At 71.6% G+C, this 18,375-nt stretch carries 17 protein-coding genes; 8 read left to right on the forward strand and 9 right to left on the reverse strand.

The features are described 5' to 3' along the window. Positions 1–141: 141 nt before the first annotated feature. Positions 142–1,086: a DUF3027 domain-containing protein gene (locus OG735_RS19090; protein WP_327324405.1), complete on the reverse strand. Its 945-nt coding sequence runs from the start codon at positions 1,084–1,086 to the stop codon at positions 142–144. A 302-nt stretch (positions 1,087–1,388) separates the two neighbouring features. Between OG735_RS19090 and OG735_RS19095 the strand changes: the two genes are divergently transcribed. The 4 genes from OG735_RS19095 to OG735_RS19110 all read left to right on the forward strand — a co-directional run bounded on the left by OG735_RS19095 (position 1,389) and on the right by OG735_RS19110 (position 4,993). Further along, on the forward strand, positions 1,389–2,738 hold the full coding sequence (locus tag OG735_RS19095; RefSeq protein WP_327324406.1) for an MFS transporter: 1,350 nt from the start codon (positions 1,389–1,391) through the stop codon (positions 2,736–2,738). A 239-nt stretch (positions 2,739–2,977) separates the two neighbouring features. Continuing rightward, complete coding sequence (locus OG735_RS19100; protein ID WP_327324407.1) at positions 2,978–3,457, forward strand: DUF2771 domain-containing protein; 480 nt, start codon at positions 2,978–2,980, stop codon at positions 3,455–3,457. A gap of 16 nt (positions 3,458–3,473) precedes the next feature. After that, positions 3,474–4,157, forward strand: coding sequence for a futalosine hydrolase (locus OG735_RS19105; RefSeq protein WP_327324408.1), 684 nt, complete (start codon positions 3,474–3,476; stop codon positions 4,155–4,157). Continuing rightward, positions 4,154–4,993 (forward strand): 1,4-dihydroxy-6-naphthoate synthase, encoded by an 840-nt coding sequence (locus OG735_RS19110; RefSeq protein ID WP_327324409.1) that lies wholly within the window; start codon positions 4,154–4,156, stop codon positions 4,991–4,993. Before OG735_RS19105 ends, OG735_RS19110 begins: the two co-directional genes overlap by 4 nt. A gap of 27 nt (positions 4,994–5,020) precedes the next feature. Here the strand turns inward: OG735_RS19110 and OG735_RS19115 are convergent, their stop codons facing one another. Beyond that, the gene (locus OG735_RS19115; protein WP_327324410.1) at positions 5,021–5,404 is read right to left on the reverse strand and encodes a cold-shock protein; all 384 of its coding nucleotides are present in this window, start codon (positions 5,402–5,404) and stop codon (positions 5,021–5,023) included. 180 nt (positions 5,405–5,584) lie between these two features. Here OG735_RS19115 and OG735_RS19120 point away from each other — a divergent pair, with 180 nt between their 5' ends. Then, on the forward strand, positions 5,585–5,821 hold the full coding sequence (locus OG735_RS19120) for a hypothetical protein (RefSeq protein WP_327324411.1): 237 nt from the start codon (positions 5,585–5,587) through the stop codon (positions 5,819–5,821). On the opposite strand, the gene OG735_RS19125 is transcribed toward OG735_RS19120, so the two are convergent. Together OG735_RS19125 and OG735_RS19130 are read right to left on the reverse strand one after the other, a co-directional pair. Continuing rightward, positions 5,818–6,504, reverse strand: coding sequence for an HAD family hydrolase (locus OG735_RS19125; RefSeq protein ID WP_327324412.1), 687 nt, complete (start codon positions 6,502–6,504; stop codon positions 5,818–5,820). The genes OG735_RS19120 and OG735_RS19125 overlap by 4 nt on opposite strands. 152 nt (positions 6,505–6,656) lie before the next feature. Then, the gene (locus OG735_RS19130) at positions 6,657–7,739 is read right to left on the reverse strand and encodes a hypothetical protein (RefSeq protein WP_327324413.1); all 1,083 of its coding nucleotides are present in this window, start codon (positions 7,737–7,739) and stop codon (positions 6,657–6,659) included. Positions 7,740–7,831: 92 nt separating this feature from the next. Between OG735_RS19130 and OG735_RS19135 the strand changes: the two genes are divergently transcribed. Beyond that, positions 7,832–10,573, forward strand: a complete 2,742-nt coding sequence (locus tag OG735_RS19135; RefSeq protein WP_327324414.1) for a helicase-associated domain-containing protein — start codon at positions 7,832–7,834, stop codon at positions 10,571–10,573. Here OG735_RS19135 and OG735_RS19140 read toward each other — a convergent pair. Then, complete coding sequence (locus tag OG735_RS19140) at positions 10,536–11,165, reverse strand: VanZ family protein (protein WP_327324415.1); 630 nt, start codon at positions 11,163–11,165, stop codon at positions 10,536–10,538. The two genes, OG735_RS19135 and OG735_RS19140, sit on opposite strands and share 38 nt — an antisense overlap. Before the next feature lie 176 nt (positions 11,166–11,341). Between OG735_RS19140 and OG735_RS19145 the strand changes: the two genes are divergently transcribed. Next, entirely contained in the window at positions 11,342–12,985 is a 1,644-nt protein-coding gene (locus OG735_RS19145) for a DNA repair helicase XPB (protein WP_327324416.1), read from the forward strand. 22 nt (positions 12,986–13,007) lie between these two features. Here the strand turns inward: OG735_RS19145 and OG735_RS19150 are convergent, their stop codons facing one another. The 3 genes from OG735_RS19150 to OG735_RS19160 form a co-directional block, all read right to left on the reverse strand. Next, positions 13,008–13,397, reverse strand: a complete 390-nt coding sequence (locus tag OG735_RS19150) for a hypothetical protein (RefSeq protein WP_327324417.1) — start codon at positions 13,395–13,397, stop codon at positions 13,008–13,010. After that, the gene (locus OG735_RS19155; protein ID WP_327324418.1) at positions 13,394–14,617 is read right to left on the reverse strand and encodes a glycosyltransferase 87 family protein; all 1,224 of its coding nucleotides are present in this window, start codon (positions 14,615–14,617) and stop codon (positions 13,394–13,396) included. Before OG735_RS19155 ends, OG735_RS19150 begins: the two co-directional genes overlap by 4 nt. A gap of 92 nt (positions 14,618–14,709) precedes the next feature. Next, positions 14,710–14,904, reverse strand: a complete 195-nt coding sequence (locus OG735_RS19160; protein WP_327324419.1) for a hypothetical protein — start codon at positions 14,902–14,904, stop codon at positions 14,710–14,712. A 306-nt stretch (positions 14,905–15,210) separates the two neighbouring features. Here OG735_RS19160 and OG735_RS19165 point away from each other — a divergent pair, with 306 nt between their 5' ends. Continuing rightward, positions 15,211–17,379 carry a HelD family protein gene (locus OG735_RS19165; RefSeq protein ID WP_442812451.1) on the forward strand — a complete coding sequence of 723 codons (2,169 nt, stop codon included), beginning with the start codon at positions 15,211–15,213 and terminating at the stop codon, positions 17,377–17,379. Positions 17,380–17,497: 118 nt separating this feature from the next. Here OG735_RS19165 and OG735_RS19170 read toward each other — a convergent pair whose 3' ends face one another. Continuing rightward, on the reverse strand, positions 17,498–18,316 hold the full coding sequence (locus OG735_RS19170; RefSeq protein WP_327324420.1) for a hypothetical protein: 819 nt from the start codon (positions 18,314–18,316) through the stop codon (positions 17,498–17,500). Between the last annotated feature and the right edge of the window lie 59 nt (positions 18,317–18,375).

Below are 18,375 nucleotides of genomic sequence, written 5' to 3' on the forward strand. Positions count from 1 at the left end.
TGCGTGCGGACCATGGGCGGCCTGACCGTGACCCCACGTGCCGTGCACCCGCGGTCGACCCGCCCACTGCTTATGCGGCCGAAGGTACCGCGAACTGCGCGCTCAGCACTCCGCAGGAACCCGCGAGCTGTCGGAAGCGGACTACGAGTGGCCGAGATCCTCCGACTCGCCGTCCGGCTCCGAGGAGACCGAACCGCCTTCGCGGGCCGGACGCAGCGGGAACTCGTCCGTGCCCATCGAGTCGAAGACATGCGGCGCCGGCTGCGGCGGCTTCGGCATCACAGCCGCCTCGGAGTGCGCGCCGCAGCCGTACGACAAGGACACGACGCGCCCGTCCGCCGGTGAGAACTCATTCGCGCAGATACCGAAGGCCTGCCGCAGGGAGCCCGCCAGCGGAACGAGGAAACCGCAGCTCGCACAGGACGCGGGGGCCGCCTGCGCCATGGGGGTCTGCGCGCCGAAGGACTCGTCCCAGCGGTCCGCGGCGACGTGCAGCCCGTACCGGGACAGCACGCGGGCCCGGCGCATGCCGAGCTCCTCCGCGACCGACGCGATCGCACCGCGGCCGTTGGCGACGCTCTCGTCGATGGGCCTGCGCTCGGTGAGTTCCGCGTCCTCCGCCTCGACCCGCTCGACCAGGTCGTGGGACGGCGGCACGGTCTCGGCGACCACGGAATTCGGCGGGGGCACGTCCTCGCCCGTGAAGCCGGGCTCCAGCCGCAGATCCTCCGCCTCGGTGGGCAGCAGATCGCCGGGGCCCAGGTCGCCGGGCCGCAGCCGCTCGCTCCACGGCACCCACTCGGGCGCGAGCAGCGAATCGGGGCCGGGGAGCAGGACGGTTTCGTCCAGCGTGACGATCTTGGCGCGGGAGGCCCGCGTGACGGTCACCGCCCAGCGCCAGCCGCGGTATCCGAGTTCCTTGGCCTCGAAGAAGTGCGTGACCACACGGTCACCCTCCGCGACCAGGGATACATGCTCGCCGACCACCCCAGGGGCCGCGGCCTCTTCGGCCGCCGACCGGGCAAGGTCTACCGCCTCGGCGCACAGGCGGTCAGGGGTCCGGCTTCGCGTCGTCGCTGCACTCACAGGTCTCGCTTCTCTCCTACGCCGTCTCACGGGTGCGCCGGCCGATTCGCGAGGTACGGGCCGCAGGCGGAGCGGACCAGGGGGCCGCATCGACGTCCGCGCCCAGACCAACCTGTCTCGGGCACACCTATCGTCATCCATTCTGCGGGATGCCGAAGAGGCGCGCGGCCGAGAACTACCGCCGGTGGCGCGCTACGCACGCTACCCCCTCTGTCGCTCCCCGCCCACATGCCCGCCCCAACAAGGGGCGAACAACGGCGCATCGCGGTTCGCCTCGGCAGGGCTTGGGGCACTATGACGGGGTGGCAGCCGTGAGGTCGTCCGAAGGACCCGGTGCGCTCAGCAGAGCAGGCCGGGCGGTCGGCCGCGCCCTGCATCTGCCGTTCACCGGAACGGCGCGCGGCATCCGCAAGGCGACGCACGCGCACGGCGCGGGCGAGTCGGGGCTCGGGAAGCTGATCGAGCTGCATGCCGTGAACGGCGCGGGCGATGTCATGATCACCGTCGCGCTGGCTTCCACGGTCTTCTTCTCCGTACCGACGGACGAGGCACGCGGCCGTGTCGCGCTCTACCTCGCCATCACGATGGCGCCCTTCATCCTGCTGGCCCCCGTCATCGGACCGCTTCTGGACCGCATCCCACACGGCCGCCGAGCGGCGATGGCGGGCGCGATGCTCACCCGAGCGGTACTGGCCGTGACCATGTCGGGCGCGGTGGCGACGGGCGGCCTCGAGCTGTATCCGGCGGCGCTGGGGGTGCTCGTCGCGTCGAAGGCGTACGGAGTGGTGCGCAGCGCGGTCGTGCCCCGGTTGCTGCCGCCGGGCTTCTCCCTGGTGAAGGCCAACTCCCGGGTGACGCTGGCGGGGCTGCTGGCGACGGGTGTCGCGGCACCGATCGGGGTGGGGCTGCAGAAGGTCGGGCCGCAGTGGCCGCTGTACGGGGCGTGCGCGCTCTTCCTGCTCGGGACGTACTGGGCGTTCACGATGCCGGCCAAGGTCGACTCGGCGAAGGGCGAGGCCAAGGCGCACATGCTCACCCACGGCGAGAAGAAGCCCAGTCTGCGTACGGTCGGACCCTCCGTACTGCACGGGCTGGAGGCAAACGCCGCCTTCCGCGCGCTCTCCGGATTCCTGATCTTCTTCCTCGCGTTTCTGCTGCGCGAGCATCCGCTGCCCGGGCAGAGCGCGGCGGTGTCCCTCGGGATAGTGGGTGTGGCGGCCGGCGTCGGCAACGCGCTCGGCACGACGGTCGGAGCCTGGCTGAAGGCCCGCGGCCCGGAGATGATCATCGCCACGGTGCAGGCGGTGGTGCTGGCCGCGGCGATCGCCGCGGCGGTGTTCTTCGGCGCGGGCATGGTGGCGGTGCTGGGCGCGACGGCGGGTCTGTGCCAGGCGCTGGCGAAGCTGTCCCTGGACGCGCTGATCCAGCGGGACGTCCCGGAACAGGTGCGTACCTCCGCGTTCGCCCGCTCCGAGACGCTGCTGCAGATGGCCTGGGTCGCGGGCGGCGCGATCGGCATCGCGCTGCCGCTGAACGGAACGCTGGGCATGTCGGTCGCGGCGGGAATCGTCGCGCTCGGCGCGCTGACGACGGTGAGGGGCCTCCTGGCCGCGGCCCGCCACGGCGGCATGCGACGTGCTCGGGTGGCCTGAGGCGCGGTACGCGGGCACAGCGGTACGCGGGCACAGCGGTACGCGGGGGCGACACGTACAGCGCGGCACGCCGGGGCGACGCGCCAGTGCCTTGACCGCATGCGCTGCCATTGGCGCGTCCTTCGGCCGCGCCGGCCTCAACCGCCGTACGGGCCTGATTCGAGGCCCGTACGGTCAACCCTCGCGGCACGCCGTACCCGGGCGTCGCGGGGCGCGGGGGGCCCGATAGCCTTCGGACCATGACCGTTGCGTTCTTCTCGGGCAAGCGCCGCCGGGCCGCTGCCGCTCTCGGTGCCGTCTCCGCCGGGCTCCTCGTACTCTCCGCCTGCGACAAGCCGACACCGCTCGCGACCGTGACGGTCGGGACGGACTCGGTGCACACCGAGGCGACCTGCTACAACGACGGCAAGGCCATCAAGGAGTCCTTGATCCAGAGCTGCCTGAACAAGAAGGCCGAAAAGGTCGTCAAGGTCGCGATGGACGACAAGGTCCGCTTCGGCGTCGACCCGGAGATCGCGGACCACGGCTGGACGCTGTTCATCGGCGGCCAGCAGGCCGAGCAGGAGCCGTACAAGAAGTCGTACCGGACCATTCCGGGCAACGCCTTCTTCGCCTCGCAGACCGGTGAGACCTCGAACAAGGCCCAGGTCAGCATCGTGGAGACGAACGGCAAGAAGCTCGTCGGCATCTGGCACTTCCAGCTCGAAAAGGACTCCTGACCCGGAGGACCGTGCCGTGCGCGTACTGGTGGTGACCGCGGTGACGGCGGAGGCGGACTCCGTCGCCGCGGGGCTGACCGGTCCCGTACTCGACACTCGGCAGCTGCCCGGCGGGTACGCGCTGTCCCGCCACGGCACCGTGGACGTGCTCGCCGCCGGTGTCGGACCCGCCGCCGCCGCGGCCGCGACCGCCACCGCGCTCGCCCTCGACGCCTACGACCTGGTCGTCTCCGCCGGGATCGGCGGCGGCTTCCAGCCCCACGCCCCCATCGGCGCGCTTGTCGTCGCCGACGCGATCGTTGCCGCCGATCTCGGCGCCGAGACCCCCGACGGCTATCTGCCCGTCGACGAACTCGGCTTCGGCCGCAGCACCCATCGTCCGCCGGCCGCACTGTCCCAGCAGACGGCGGACACACTCGACGCCGTGTACGCGCCCGTCCTCACCGTCTCCACCGTGACCGGCACCGCCGCCCGCGCCGCCGAGCTGAGGAACCGTCACCCCCGTGCCGCCGCCGAGGCGATGGAGGGCTTCGGCGTAGCGGAGGCCGCCGCCGCCCACTCCGTGCCGGTCCTCGAAATCCGCGCGGTCTCCAACGCCGTCGGCCCGCGCGACCGCGCCACCTGGCGCATCGGCCAGGCACTGGACTCGCTGCGGTACGCCTTCCAGCTGCTCAACCCACTCCTCGAGGAGTCGCCGTGACCCTGCAGATCGCGTACTCGCCCTGCCCGAACGACACCTTCGTCTTCGACGCCCTGGCGCACCGCCGGGTGCCCGGCGCGCCCGCCCTCGATGTGACCTTCGCGGACATCGACATCACCAACGGCATGGCGGAGCGCGGTGAGTTCGACGTGCTGAAGGTCTCGTACGCCGTACTGCCGTGGGTCCTCGACGAGTACACGCTGCTGCCCTGCGGCGGCGCGCTCGGCCGCGGCTGCGGTCCGCTGGTGCTCACCAAGCAGCCCGGCACCGATCTCACCGGGAAGACCGTCGCCGTGCCGAGCGAGCGCTCGACCGCGTATCTGCTCTTCCGGCTGTGGGCCGCGGACATCGTCCCGGGCGGCGTCGGCGAGGTCGTCGTGATGCCGTTCCACGAGATCATGCCGGCCGTGCGCGACGGCAAGGTCGACGCCGGACTCGTGATCCACGAGGCGCGGTTCACCTACCAGAACTACGGACTGCACTGCCTCGCCGACATGGGCGAGCACTGGGAGTCGACGACCGGCCTGCCCATCCCGCTGGGCGCGATCATCGCCAAGCGGTCGCTGGGCGCCGAGACCCTGAAGCTGCTGGCCGATTCCATCCGCACCTCGGTGCGGATGGCGTGGGACGACCCGACGGCCTCGCGGCCGTACGTACTCGAGCACGCCCAGGAGATGGACCCGGTCGTGGCCGACCAGCACATCGGGCTCTACGTCAATGAGTTCACCGCCGACCTCGGCGACGACGGGCACGCGGCGGTACGCGGACTGCTCACGCGCGCCGCGGCCGAGGGACTCGTACCGCCCCTCGGCCGCGATGCGCTCAGTTTCGTGTAGCCGCTGCGTACAGCCGCCAGGGCTGCCCTAGACGTCCAGCTGGTCCGCTACCGCCCGCAGCAGGCCCGCGATCTTGCCGCCGTGCACCTTGTCGGGGTACCGGCCGCGCTCCAGCATCGGCGTGATGTTCTCCAGCAGGGTCGTCAGGTCCTGCACGATGGACGCCAGCTCGTCGGGCTTGCGACGCTGGGCCGCTGCCACGGAGGGGGTCGGGTCGAGAACTGTCACCGAAAGTGCCTGGTCACCACGTTGTCCTGCCACGACGCCGAACTCGACGCGCTGGCCCGGCTTGAGCGCGTCGACCCCCGTGGGGAGCACCGACGAGTGAACGAAGACGTCGCCGCCGTCGTCGCGGGAGAGAAAGCCGAAGCCCTTCTCGCTGTTGAACCATTTGACCTTGCCGGTAGGCACGTCTGTCCTCGTCCTCGTACTCGTTGGGTCGCTTGCGGCGCCTGAACTCGGGCACCGAAAACGGCTCTGGATAGCACTACAGCGGGTCGTCTGACCCGCCACCCCCAAGGCTAATGGTCCAGGGGCTGGTGACAAGACGTCGCCGAACGGTTCCTCCGCGCAAGGAACTACCCTGGCCGGATGACTGCTACTCCTCCCGCACCCGGTGACGGGCTGGTGCGCGTCGGCGCGATCGTCTTCATCGTCGGCGCTGTGGCCACTCTGGTCACCCTTGCCCCGCTGTTCCTGGGGACCGAGCCCTTTCCTTCGATCGCGTACGCGGTCTGCATGCTGATGGGCGTGGGGTTCCTGATCGCCGCGGCGGGTGTACTGCGCTCGATCGCCGCGCAGCGCCGACAGGCCAAATCCGCGTTCTAGTTCCGGCTGGTTCCGGCTGGTCCGGGCTGGTTCCGGTTGGTTCCTGCCAGTTCCTGCCAGTTCCGGCTGTAGCCGCGCAGCCAGTCCGGGAACGCTGTCAGATCGTCCAGGATCACGTCCGCGCCGGCCTCACGCAGTTCCGCCGCGTCGCACGGGCCGGTCGGCACGGCGACCGCGAGTGCCTCGGCCGTGTGCGCGCCGCGTACGTCTCCGGTGTGGTCGCCGACGTACACGCTCGCGCCGTGCTCACGCAACGCCTCCGCCTTGGCCTCCGCCCACAGCCAGCCGATGACCTCGTCCGGAGCGATGCCCAGGTGGGCGAGGTGGAGTTTGGCGTTCGGCTCATGCTTTGCGGTGACCACGATGGCGCGGCCGCCGAGCTCCTGGACGGCGGCGACGGCCTCGCGGGCGCCGGGCAGGGCGAGGGTCGGCTCGATCGCGTACGTGGGGTAGATCTCGCGGTAGCGGTCGCCCATCTCCTGTATCTGCTCCTGGGGGAACCAGTGCGCCAGCTCCAGTTCGAGAGGCGGCCCGAGCCGGGTGACGGCCAGGTCGGCGTCGATCCACACCCCGGTCTCGGCCGAGAGCGCACGGTACGCGGCGTGGATGCCGGGCCGGGAGTCGATCAGCGTCATATCGAGGTCGAAGCCGACCGTCAGCGGATGCGTAGCCATGGGGGCCATTGTGCCCATCCGGCCGCGCGGGCCCGATGCCGAGACTCAGCCAGGCCTTACCAGCCCCGGGCCTGCTCGCCCGGGAGCAGAACGCACACGGTGAAGGCGGCCGTGGGCGGTATCCGGGCCCCCGACGCGCCCAAGCGCTTCACCGTTCTGAGTCACCGCCTCCGCGCCCGCCACACCAGGAAGAGGGCGGTGGCGACGGCCGCCCCCTTCACGACCCACGGCCAGGTCCCGGTGAGCGCGTCGCGCATCCCGTTCTCCGGGATCGGTTCGCCCCAGCGGCCGTTCACCCGGCCCCAAAGCCAGACCAGCCCGCCCACCGCGACCGCTCCCGGCAGGCCTGCCACCGCCCATTTCGCCTCGGCGCGGGACAGCTTGCGCGAGGCGTACGCGAGGAGCCAGCCGCCGCCGAGCGCAAGCCAGGAGCCGAGGACGGCGCCCGCGACGAGGAGCGCGGCGGCGAGCAGCAGGAAAGGGTTGGCGAGGCCCGTCCGTACGGACTGCGGCCCTGCACCCGCGGTACGGCGGCGGAGCCGCGGACGCCACCGGCGCGGTTCGGCCTCCGCCTCCACCGCGTCGTCGTCCTCGGCCTCCTCCTCGTACTCCTCCTGGTATCTCTTCCCGGCCTGCTCTGCGCCCCGCGCTGCCAACTCCTCCTCGGACGGCGGGGGTTTGAGTATTTCGGGGATCTCCACACCGCCGACGAACCCGGCGACACTCTCGCCCGCGCCGAACGGCCCCGGCTCGATCCGCCACCAGTCGGGCTCGCTGCCGGACGGGCCGAGCTCGTCCATCCCGGCGAGATGGGGCGGCGAAGCGCCGTACGTCATCGGCGGCCCGTCCGCAGCCCCGTGTCCCGGTACCGATCCCGATCCCCGTGCCTGTCCCGCCTCCGACGCCGACTTGCGCGGTCGCGGGATCCGGAGCCGAACCCGCCGCTGCGGTACGTCGGTCTGCGGTACGTCGGTCTGCGGCCCGGCCGGCCGTGGCCTCGGCACCGAACCGCCGCCGTCCTCCGACGCGGCCGCGACCACCTCGTCCGGCGTACCGAGCCGGCCGAGGATACGGCGGACGGCGGACGGGCTGTCGCCGCCGAACCCGGCCCGCTGCCGGTCGATCTCGCTGCGCAGCGACGACACCAGCCGCATCCGGGTGCCGGACGGCAGCTGGTACTGCTGAGCCAGGTCGCCGACCCGGCTCAGATAGTCGTAGACGAGCTGGTCGCTCTCGATCCCCACCGGCGTTCCCCTGACGTTCCCTGCCGGGCCGCCCTGTCTCCCGGGCCCGCCCTGTCCCCGACGGTAGCGCTCCAGGCACTACCGTGGGGCGGATGGGGACCATGCCCGAAGGAAGCAGTCCGAGCAGTCCAGGCAGCCCGCGCACGCTCGCCGAAGCCCTGCGCACCCGCGGCGACGAGGAGCTCGCCGTACTGCTGCGCGCCCGCCCCGATCTGCTGAACCCCGTGCCGAACGACCTGACGCAGCTCGCCACCCGGGCCGGCACCCGCGCCTCCGTCGTACGCGCCCTGGAACGTCTCGACCGGTTCACGCTGCAGACCGCCGAGGCGCTGGCCGTGGCCCCCGACCCCGCCTCGTACGACACCCTGCTCGCGCTGCTGACCGGCTACGAGGGCGACGCCACGATCGAGGCGGCCCTGCCGCACGCCGTCGGCGTGCTGCGCGCGCAGGCCCTGGTCTGGGGCGGCGACGACCGGCTGCGGCTGGTGCGCACCGCGCGCGAACTCCTCGCCCCGTCCCCCACCCGTCCCTCTCCGACCGGCCTGGGGCCGACCGTCGCCGAGGCCACCGCCGGTATGTCGCCGACCCGGCTGCAGGAGATCCTGGCGGCTGCCGGGCTGCCGTCGTCGCACGACCCGGTCTCCGCGGTCGCCGCGCTGACCTCGCTGTTCACGGACCGAACGCGGATGGAGTCGCTGCTGGACACCGCACCGCCCGATGCGCTGACGGTCCTCGACCGGCTGGTCTGGGGCCCTCCGTACGGAGAGGTGACGGCCAACCCCACGCCACCGGTGCGGTGGCTGCGCGACCGTGGGCTGCTGCTGCCCGCGTCACCGCGCACGGTCGTGCTGCCGCGCGAGGCAGCGCTGCATCTGCGGGCCGGCCGCGCGCATCGCACGCCGGAGCCGGTGCCGCCGGCGGTCACGCCGGCCGCGACCGCGTCGATCACCGCGGGCCGTCCACAGGTTGTGGACAGTACGGCGGCGGGCCAGGCGTACACCGCGCTCTCGACGGTCGAGGACCTGCTGAAGGACTGGCACGAGGGCGGCCCTGCGGTGCTCAGATCCGGCGGTCTGTCGGTACGTGACCTCAAGCGCGCGGCCACCGCACTGGACACCACCGAGCAGATGGCCGCGTTCTGGCTCGAACTCGCTTACGCAGCAGGCCTGTTGGCGTCCGACGGCGAGGCGGACGAGCGGTACGCGCCAACGCCCGCGTACGACGAGTGGCTGACCCTCCCCTCGGCGGAACGGTGGGCACCCCTCGCCGGCGCCTGGCTCAAGGCGACCCGCACACCGGGCCTGGTCGGCAGCCAGGACGCCAAGGGCCGTACGCTCTCCGCCCTCGGCCCGGACCTTGACCGCTCGGCGGCACTGGAGGTCCGCCGCCGGGTCCTCGAGCTCCTGGCCGCACTCCCGACGGGCACGGCACCCGACCCGGAGACGGTGCTGGCCCGGCTGCGCTGGGAACGCCCGGTGCGGGGCGGTGGCGCGGCGGGCCCGGACACGAACGCGGCCCGGAGCGCGGCGGGCGGCCCGACGGACCTGCGCTCACGGATCGCGGCGTGGACGCTGATGGAGGCGGAGGTGCTGGGCGTCACCGGCCGCGGGGCGCTGTCGACGCACGGACGGGCGCTGCTGGGCGGCACGGGCCCGACGGGGTCGGGTGACGGCGCGCGGACGCCGACGGGCGCCGAAGCGGAGACCGGCCCAGGCGCGGGTTCCGAAGCGGAGACCGGCCCAGGCGCGGGTTCCGAAGCGGAGACCGGCCCAGGCGCGGGTTCCGAAGCGGAGACCGGCCCAGGCGCGGGTTCCGAAGCGGAGACCGGCCCAGGCGCGGCCGCCGAACCCGCCCCGCACGGCGCGGTCACACCCGGCTTCACCGGCGAGCCCGACGCGCACGCCGCCGCCCGCGCCCTCGCGCCGCTCCTCCCCGCGCCGCTCGATCACGTCCTTCTGCAGGCCGACCTCACCGCCGTTGCCCCCGGGCCCCTCGATCGGCCGCTCGCCGAGACCCTCTCCGTGCTCGCCGACGTCGAGTCCAAGGGCGGCGCGACCGTCTACCGCTTCACGCCCGGCTCCGTACGCCGCGCACTCGACGCCGGGCGGTCCGCCTCCGAACTGCACACCTTCCTCGCCACGCACTCCCGCACCCCGGTGCCGCAGCCGCTCAGCTACCTCATCGACGACGTGGCCCGCCGCCACGGCCATCTACGGATCGGCGCCGCCTCCGCCTACGTACGCTGCGACGACGACGCGCTGCTCGGCGAGATCCTCGCCGACAAGCGGTCCCAGGGCCTGCGGCTGCGCCGGCTGGCCCCCACCGTGCTGGCGGCCCAGGCCGATCCCGCGACACTCCTCGAGGGGCTGCGCACCATGGGCTACGCGCCGGCCGCCGAGTCCGCGGAGGGCGATGTGCTGATCACCCGCGCCCACGCCCGCCGCACCCCGCCCCGCACCCCGCCCGTCCCGGTCCCGGACGGACCGCCCCTGCCCGACGGGATACTGCTCGGCGCCGCGGTGAAGGCGATCAGGGCGGGCGACCTCGCGGCCACCGTCGTGCGCAAGCCCGTTCCGGAACCTGCGAGGAACGGCGAGCTCCCCCGTACGACCTCCGCCGAGACTCTCGCCACCGTGCAGGCCGCGGCGCTGACCGGCTCCGCCCTCTGGATCGGCTACGTCAACGCGGACGGCGCGGCGAGCCAGCGCGTCATCGCACCCGTACGCGTCGAGGGCGGATTCGTCACGGCGTACGACCACACCGCGGACGAGGTCCGTACGTACCCGCTGCACCGCATCACCGGCGTCGCCGAACTCGCGGACGACCCCACCTGAACGCCTTCACACGCTCGACAGGCTTCACACGCCTGGCAGGCTTCACACGCTTGGCAGGCTTCACACGCCTGCCGGGCTTCACACGCCTGCCGGGCTTCACGCGCCTGACGGGCCTGGCAGGCCTCTTCGCTGTCGCATGCGCGAACCTGCGCCCCAGCAGCAGATAGCCCAGCAGCGCACCCGTCGTGTTGAGGATGACGTCGTCCACGTCGAAGGCCCGCCCCTCCACCAACGCGCCCTGCGCCAGCTCGACCAGCGCCATCACCAGCACGGTGAGCGCGATCACCCGCACCATGCGCATCGAGCGCGGTACGAAGACGGGCAGCAGCACACCGAAGGGCACACCCAGCAGCAGATTGCCGCCGACCTGCTTGCACGCGGCCAGGAAGGTGTAGTCCTCGGCGTACTGGCGCAGCGACGAGCCGGGCCTGAGGTTGGCCGTGGCGATGTCCGCGGAGGCGTGCGAAGGGGCGAGGGTCAGTCTGGCCAGTACGGCCGAGAAGGCCACCAGCGCCAGAAAGGCCACCACCACGGCGCATACGCGCAATGCTGTCCTGCCCCACGATGTACGGGGCTGTGCTCCCGTTGTCATGGAGCTGCGGGTACCCCCGCCGCCCCTGGTCAGGCCCGGACGTTGCCGATCTTCGAGTGGAGGGACGTGAGACGGACGCGAAGGGGCAGGCCGGCGGCATCCGGCTGCTCATCCACTCCGGTCCGGGTGCTCAGTACGGCACACTGGAGGTTTGGCCATACCGAAAGGGCGCAGGTGTGAACGGACCCCTCATCGTCCAAAGCGACAAAACTCTCCTCCTCGAGGTGGACCACGAGCAGGCGGACGCCTGCCGTCGCGCCATCGCGCCCTTCGCGGAACTGGAGCGTGCCCCCGAGCACATCCACACCTACCGGGTCACCCCGCTCGGCCTGTGGAACGCCCGCGCCGCCGGGCACGACGCCGAGCAGGTCGTCGACGCGCTCGTGGCGTACTCCCGCTACCCCGTCCCGCACGCCCTCCTCGTCGATGTCGCCGAGACGATGGCCCGCTACGGCCGGCTCACCCTCTCCAAGCACCCCGTCCACGGGCTTGTGCTGACCACCACCGACCGCCCGGTGCTCGAGGAGATCCTGCGGTCCAGGAAGGTCCAGCCGCTGGTCGGGACCCGGATCGACCCGGACACAGTCGCCGTCCATCCCTCCGAGCGCGGCCAGATCAAGCAGACGCTGCTGAAGCTGGGCTGGCCGGCCGAGGACCTCGCCGGTTACGTCGACGGCGAGGCGCACCGTATCGATCTGGACGAGACGGGCTGGGGGCTGCGCCCGTACCAGAAGCAGGCCGTCGAGGGCTTCTGGCACGGCGGCTCGGGTGTCGTCGTACTGCCCTGCGGCGCCGGAAAGACGCTGGTCGGAGCCGGTGCGATGGCGCAGGCGAAGGCGACGACGCTGATCCTGGTGACGAACACCGTCTCCGCGCGGCAGTGGAAGCACGAACTGGTGAAGCGCACCTCGCTGACCGAGGACGAGATCGGCGAGTACAGCGGTACGCGGAAGGAGATCCGCCCCGTCACCATCGCCACGTACCAGGTGCTGACGACGAAGCGGAAGGGGATCTATCCCCATCTGGAGCTCTTCGACTCCCGCGACTGGGGCCTGGTCATCTACGACGAGGTGCATCTGCTGCCCGCGCCGGTCTTCAAGTTCACGGCGGATCTGCAGGCCAGGCGCCGGCTCGGGCTGACCGCGACGCTCGTACGCGAGGACGGCCGCGAGTCGGACGTCTTCTCGCTCATCGGGCCGAAGCGTTTCGACGCGCCCTGGAAGGAGATCGAGGCGCAGGGCTATATCGCGCCCGCGGACTGTGTGGAGGTACGGGTCAATCTCACCGACTCCGAGCGGCTTGCGTACGCGACCGCCGAGACGGAGGAGAAGTACCGTTACTGCGCGACGACCGAGACCAAGCGCAAGGTGACGGAAGCGCTGGTGCGGAGGTTCGAGGGCCAGCAGATCCTCGTCATCGGCCAGTACATCGACCAGCTCGACGAGCTGGGCGAGCACCTGAACGCGCCGGTCATCAAGGGTGAGACGTCGAACGCGCAGCGCGAGAAGCTCTTCGACGCCTTCCGCCAGGGCGAGATCTCGGTGCTCGTCGTCTCGAAGGTCGCGAACTTCTCGATCGACCTGCCGGAGGCGACGGTCGCGATCCAGGTGTCGGGCACCTTCGGCTCCCGCCAGGAGGAGGCGCAGCGGTTGGGACGTGTGCTGCGGCCGAAGGCGGACGGTCACCAGGCCCACTTCTACTCGGTGGTCGCGCGGGACACGATCGACCAGGACTTCGCGGCGCACCGCCAGCGGTTCCTGGCGGAACAGGGGTACGCGTACCGGATCGTGGACGCGGACGAGCTGCTGGCGAGCGACTGAAGGGTGTTGTGGGCCTAGGGCCCTAGCCCGTCGGGAGGTTCACGAGGATGGCGATCGTCATCAGCCCGCTGCCTCCGGAGGCCACTGCCAGCCAGCCACGCGCCGCCCGGAAACGGGGGCGCGCGGGCAGTCCCCATGTCACCAGGAGCATGGCCACCGCGGCGAGCCAGAAGACGGGTGCGGCGACGAGCGACTGGTTGAGCGCGTCCGAACAGTGGTCGGGGCCGCAGCTGTCGGTGGCCATCGGCGAGAGCCCGATGAAGAACATGTCGATCATCAGCAGTGGGACGAGGAGCACGCCCGCGACGATGCGCACCACGATGGCCTTGCCGTCGTGTGTGCGCGGGTCGCGCGCCGGCGGCAGAGCGTCGGGAAGCCAGGGGCCGGGGGTCGTCCCGGTGCGGTTCGTCATGGACGACAGTCAACCTCCGGGCGTCCGGCCGGCACCTCGGGCGACGTACTCAGATCGTCCGTGCGCAGGTACTCACCTCGGGGCCCGGGAAGTGTCAGGGCGGACGCGGTCCGCCCTCCCGCGTACGCCAGCAGCGCGATCCCCAGCAGCGGGTAGGGCGATGCCAACGACTGCTGCCACCAGGGGAGTCGGAGGGCCGGCTCGCCGTGGTGCGGGACCAGCCAGAGCGTACGGGCCATGAAGACCGCGGCCACGGCGGCTGCCGTACGGGTCCGGCCCTCGGCGATCAGGACCGCCAGCAGCGGTACGCACCACACCCAGTGGTGCGACCAGCTGATCGGCGAGACGAGCAGCGCGGTGTACGCGACGGTCAGCACGCCCCACCGCTCCGGCACCCGGCGGGCGATCCACAGGCCCGCCACACCGGTCACCGCCGCCGCGAGCAGCCATACCGTGCCCGGGTCCGGGGTGTGCAGCACCCGCGCGAAGAGCCCTTGCAGCGACTGGTTTTCGGTGGCCCAGGCCTTGTCGGCCCGGCCGGTCCCGAAGATGCGCCGGGTCCAGAATTCGGCGCTGGCATGCGGGAGTACGAGTGCGCCCAGCAGCACCGTGGCGGTGAAGGAGGCGAGCGCGGTGAGCCCGGCCCGTACCCGGCCGGTGATCAGGAGATGGACGATGAACACGGCGGGCGTGAGCTTCACTCCGGCCGCGACGCCGAGCGCGAAGCCCTTGCCGATGGCTTCCTCGTCCCGCGACAGGTCCCACAGCACCAGGCAGACGAGTGCAAGGTTGATCTGCCCGAAGAGGAGGGTCTGGAAGACCGGTTCGAGCCAGAGGCCGGCGGCGATCGCGGCGATGACCAGCGGGGTCCGCGCCGGGAGCCCGGCGAACCGGCAGGAGAGGCGCACGAGTAGAGCGAGCAGAGCCGCGTTCCCGACGACGAAGACCACCTTGAGCGCCGGAACGGGCAGCCAGGTGGTCGGTACGAAGAGGATCGCGGCGAAGGGCGGACAGGTGGCGGGAAGTCGCCAATCGGTGACCGTGAGTCCGTAGAGATCGATGCCGTTCGCGACGGCCGCCCCCTCGACCCGGTACACGAGGGTGTCGGCCACGGGGATGCGCTGGGCGACGCAGAGCGCGGCGAGCGCGGTGAGGGAGAGTGCGAGGGCGACGACGGTTACTGCGGTGAGTAAACGAGGGGTCACGTTCCGGTACTTCACGGCCGCGACCCTACTAGTGGCTCGGCCGAAGACGGTCGAGCAGGTCGAGCAGGTCGCGTAGGGCGACCAGTTCGAGCAGGTGGTTCGGCTCCTCAGTGGCGGCGGACTCCGGCCTCCTCGGCGTACTCACCGAGGACCGCGACGCTGAAGACGGCCTCGGCGAAGACCTTTACCGCGCGGAGTGCGTTGCCGACACGGTGCGGGGAGTGGGGGGCGGCACCGGTGGCGGTGGCGCCGCGATGGGGGTGGGGTACGTGGCCGCCTGGGGTGAAGGTTGCTGTGCTCATGTCTCCATGATGGTTCCAGGGCCTGCTCGGCGCATCGATCTGCGGACTGACCCGTGAGGACGCCCGCGTACGACTCCAGACATAGGTCATCCCCTACGGGGAGGACGGCCGCGGCTCTCCGCGTGAAAAACCATTCGCCCGCGATCCACGCTCTGACTACAATCGCCCGTCTTGCCCGCCTCCCCCTGGGGAGCGCCGCCGCCCGGACGGAAACCGGCCGGTCCGCCATGCCGTGATCCCTGCCGTGATCCATGCCGGGGTCCCTGCCGTGATTCCGACCCACGCCGTATCCGCCGGAGGCAACCCGTGCCCGCGCACATCCCTGAACCCACCGAGCCCAGCTCCGCCGAGCCCGGCTCCCTCGACCCCGGCTCCCTCGACCCCGGCTCCGTCGATCCGCTGGGGCGCGAACGGGCCCATCTCGCCGACTCGCGTGCCGCGCTCCGCGCGATGCGCGAGGACGTCCAGGCACTCGACATCCGCGATGTCACCGCGAACTGGGTCAACGCCGCCGTCCTGGGGGCCCAGATCGAGGAGCGCATCAAGGCGCTCGCCGATCTCTCCCACACGCCGCTCTTCTTCGGCCGGCTGGACTATCTGCATGTGGTCGGCGCGGAACAGGCGGAGGGCGCATCGGGAGAGCGCTTCTACATCGGCCGCCGCCATGTCCACGACGCGGACGGCGAACCGATGGTCATCGACTGGCGCGCGCCGGTCTCGCAGCCGTTCTACCGGGCGTCGAAGAAGGACCCGCTGGACGTCGGCCTGCGGCGGCGCTTCGGCTACACGGGCGGCGACCTCACGGCATACGAGGACGAGCATCTGACCGACCCGGCCACCGATACGTTCTCCGGTTCCGCCGGGGGGTCACGGACGAGCAAACTGCTCCAGGCCGAGATCGAACGCCCGCGCGTCGGCCCGATGCGGGACATCGTCGCCACGATCCAGCCGGAGCAGGACGAGATCGTACGGTCCGGGCTCGGCGGCACCGTGTGTGTCCAGGGCGGTCCGGGCACCGGAAAGACCGCGGTGGGCCTGCACCGGGTCGCGTATCTGCTGTACGCGCACCGTGAGCGGCTTGCCCGGACCGGGACGCTGGTGATCGGGCCGAACCGTTCCTTCCTCCACTACATCGAGCAAGTGCTGCCCGCGCTCGGAGAGTTGGAGGTCAAGCAGGCGACGGTCGACGACCTGGTAGTGGCGCCGCTGCTGGAAAGACACAGTGAGGTACGCGGCACGGATGCGGCGGACGCGGCGGTCATCAAGGGCGATGCCCGGATGGCGGAGGTGCTGCGCCGGGCGGTCCGCGCCCATGTGACGATGCCGACCGAGCCGCTGATGGTGGTGCGCGGCTCGCGGCGGTGGCGGGTCCCCGCGTACGAAATCGAGGAGATCGTACGGGAGTTGCTCGATCGCGACATCCGCTACGGCGCGGCGCGCGAGGCTCTTCCGCAGCGGATCGCGCATGCGGTGCTGGTACGTATGGAGCAGGCGGGCGAGGCGCCGGACGACCGGGTGCAGGACGCGGTGGCGCGCAATCCCGCGGTGAAGGCGGCGGTCAAGGCGGTGTGGCCGCCGGTGGACCCGGCGAAGCTGGTACTGCGGCTGCTGTCGGACGCGGAGTTTCTGGCGGAGCACGCGGAGGGGCTGCTGAATGCGGACGAACAGAAGACGGTGCTGTGGGCGAAGCCGGCACGTAGCGTGCGGGCCGCCACGTGGTCTTCCGCGGATGCGGTGTTGATCGACGAGGCGAACGATCTGGTGCAGCGCACGCACTCACTCGGCCATGTCGTGCTGGACGAGGCGCAGGACCTGTCGCCCATGCAGTACCGCGCGGTGGGCCGGCGCTGCACGACGGGCTCGGCGACGGTTCTCGGCGATCTTGCGCAGGGCACCACGCCCTGGGCGACGGCGAGTTGGGCCGACGCGCTCGTGCATCTCGGCAAGGCGGATGCGGTGGTGGAGGAGCTGACGGCCGGTTTCCGCGTGCCGCGCGAGGTGATCGCGTACGCCTCGCGACTGCTGCCGCACATGTCGCCGGGCCTGGCGGAGGTCCGGTCGGTCCGTGAGTCGCCGGGCTCCCTGGAGGTACGGGAGGTGGCGGACGTCGCCGGTCTGGACACGGCGGTGGTGACCGCCTGTACCGAGTCGCTGCGCCACGCGGGTTCGATCGGCCTGATCGCCGCGGATGCCCGGATCCCGGCGCTGGCCGAGGCCCTGACGGCGGCCGGCCACGCATTTCTCTCGCCCGGCGAGGAGACGACCGCCGAGTCCCGCCTCACCTTGGTCCCGGCGTCGCTCGCCAAGGGCCTGGAGTACGACTACGTGGTGCTGGACGAGCCCGCCGCGGTCGTCGACGGCGAGCCCGACGAACGGACCGGCCTGCGTCGGCTCTATGTGGCCCTGACCCGGGCAGTATCAGGACTGACCGTCCTGCACGCCGCCCCGCTGCCCGGTCAACTCGGCGGTCAGTAGCGCGACTCGCCCTACGTAGCCGCGAGTGTCGTGCCCGGCGCCCTACGGGGCGCCGGGCACGACACCTCATGTCAGGTTCCGACATACAGGGCATGCCGCCCGTCGGTACCCGCTCGCGCTAGGGGACGAACTGGTTCTTGACCAGCGTCCACGTTCCGTTGCAGTCGACGGTGGCTGCTTGGAACGCCGGGTCTGTCGTGCCCGGGGGAGGATCGACGGCTTCGTCTCCACGATCGACGTCGCAGAGCGTCTCCCAGACCTCCCCGCTCGTGGTGATGACCTCGACGAACACCTGGTTGGGGGTTCTCTCGTCGATCGTGGCGTCGCAGGCGCCCTCGATCGTCACCGGCGGGTCACCGAGCGTGGTGATGTCCGTCCAGTCGAACGGGTCGACCTGGGGCGTGAGCCCCCTGGCCCCGACCCAGATTGTCCCGTCGTTGACAGCAGCGAAGACCTGCGTCTGCCCGTGAATGTTGGAGTTGATGCTGTGGCACGTCCCATCAGCACCATCAGCACCGGTCGGTCCGGTCCCACCCGTCGGCCCTGTGTTACCGGTCGGCCCTACGCCACCGGTCGGCCCGGTGTCACCGGTCGCCCCGTTGATCCCGTCAGCCCCGGTCGGTCCGGTCGGCCCGGTGTCACCGGTCGCCCCGTTGATCCCGTCAGCCCCGGTCGGTCCGGTCGGCCCGGTGTCACCGGTCGGGCCGGTCGGACCCGTCGGCCCGCGGCGCCCGTCCTTTCCCTTCTTCCCGTCCTTCCCGTCCCGTCCTTCCTTACCGCGAAGTCCTCGAGGCCCGGGCTGGTCCATCGTGGTCGTCGGGGCATTCACTCCCGCAACGACACGGGACTGCCCCACGGCGGTGTGGGCGGCGGCCTGTACGGGTACCGAGGCCGCTCCCAGCGCGGCGGTCAGCAGCGCAAGCATGCTGCCGGTCACCAACTTCTTGCGAAGAAACGCGCGCGGCAAGCTCCTGTTACCAGGAATCATCCGACTCT

The organism is Streptomyces sp. NBC_01210, assembly GCF_036010325.1.
Lineage (GTDB): Bacteria > Actinomycetota > Actinomycetes > Streptomycetales > Streptomycetaceae > Streptomyces.

Bases quoted from the DNA above. Each gene is read 5' to 3' on its own strand.
- OG735_RS19100 (WP_327324407.1), top strand. From the start codon at position 2,978: ATGACCGTTGCGTTCTTCTCGGGCAAGCGCCGCCGGGCCGCTGCCGCT.
- OG735_RS19120 (WP_327324411.1), top strand. From the start codon at position 5,585: ATGACTGCTACTCCTCCCGCACCCGGTGACGGGCTGGTGCGCGTCGGC.
- OG735_RS19125 (WP_327324412.1), bottom strand. From the start codon at position 6,504: ATGGCCCCCATGGCTACGCATCCGCTGACGGTCGGCTTCGACCTCGAT.
- OG735_RS19135 (WP_327324414.1), top strand. From the start codon at position 7,832: ATGGGGACCATGCCCGAAGGAAGCAGTCCGAGCAGTCCAGGCAGCCCG.
- OG735_RS19140 (WP_327324415.1), bottom strand. From the start codon at position 11,165: ATGACAACGGGAGCACAGCCCCGTACATCGTGGGGCAGGACAGCATTG.
- OG735_RS19150 (WP_327324417.1), bottom strand. From the start codon at position 13,397: ATGACGAACCGCACCGGGACGACCCCCGGCCCCTGGCTTCCCGACGCT.
- OG735_RS19160 (WP_327324419.1), bottom strand. From the start codon at position 14,904: ATGAGCACAGCAACCTTCACCCCAGGCGGCCACGTACCCCACCCCCAT.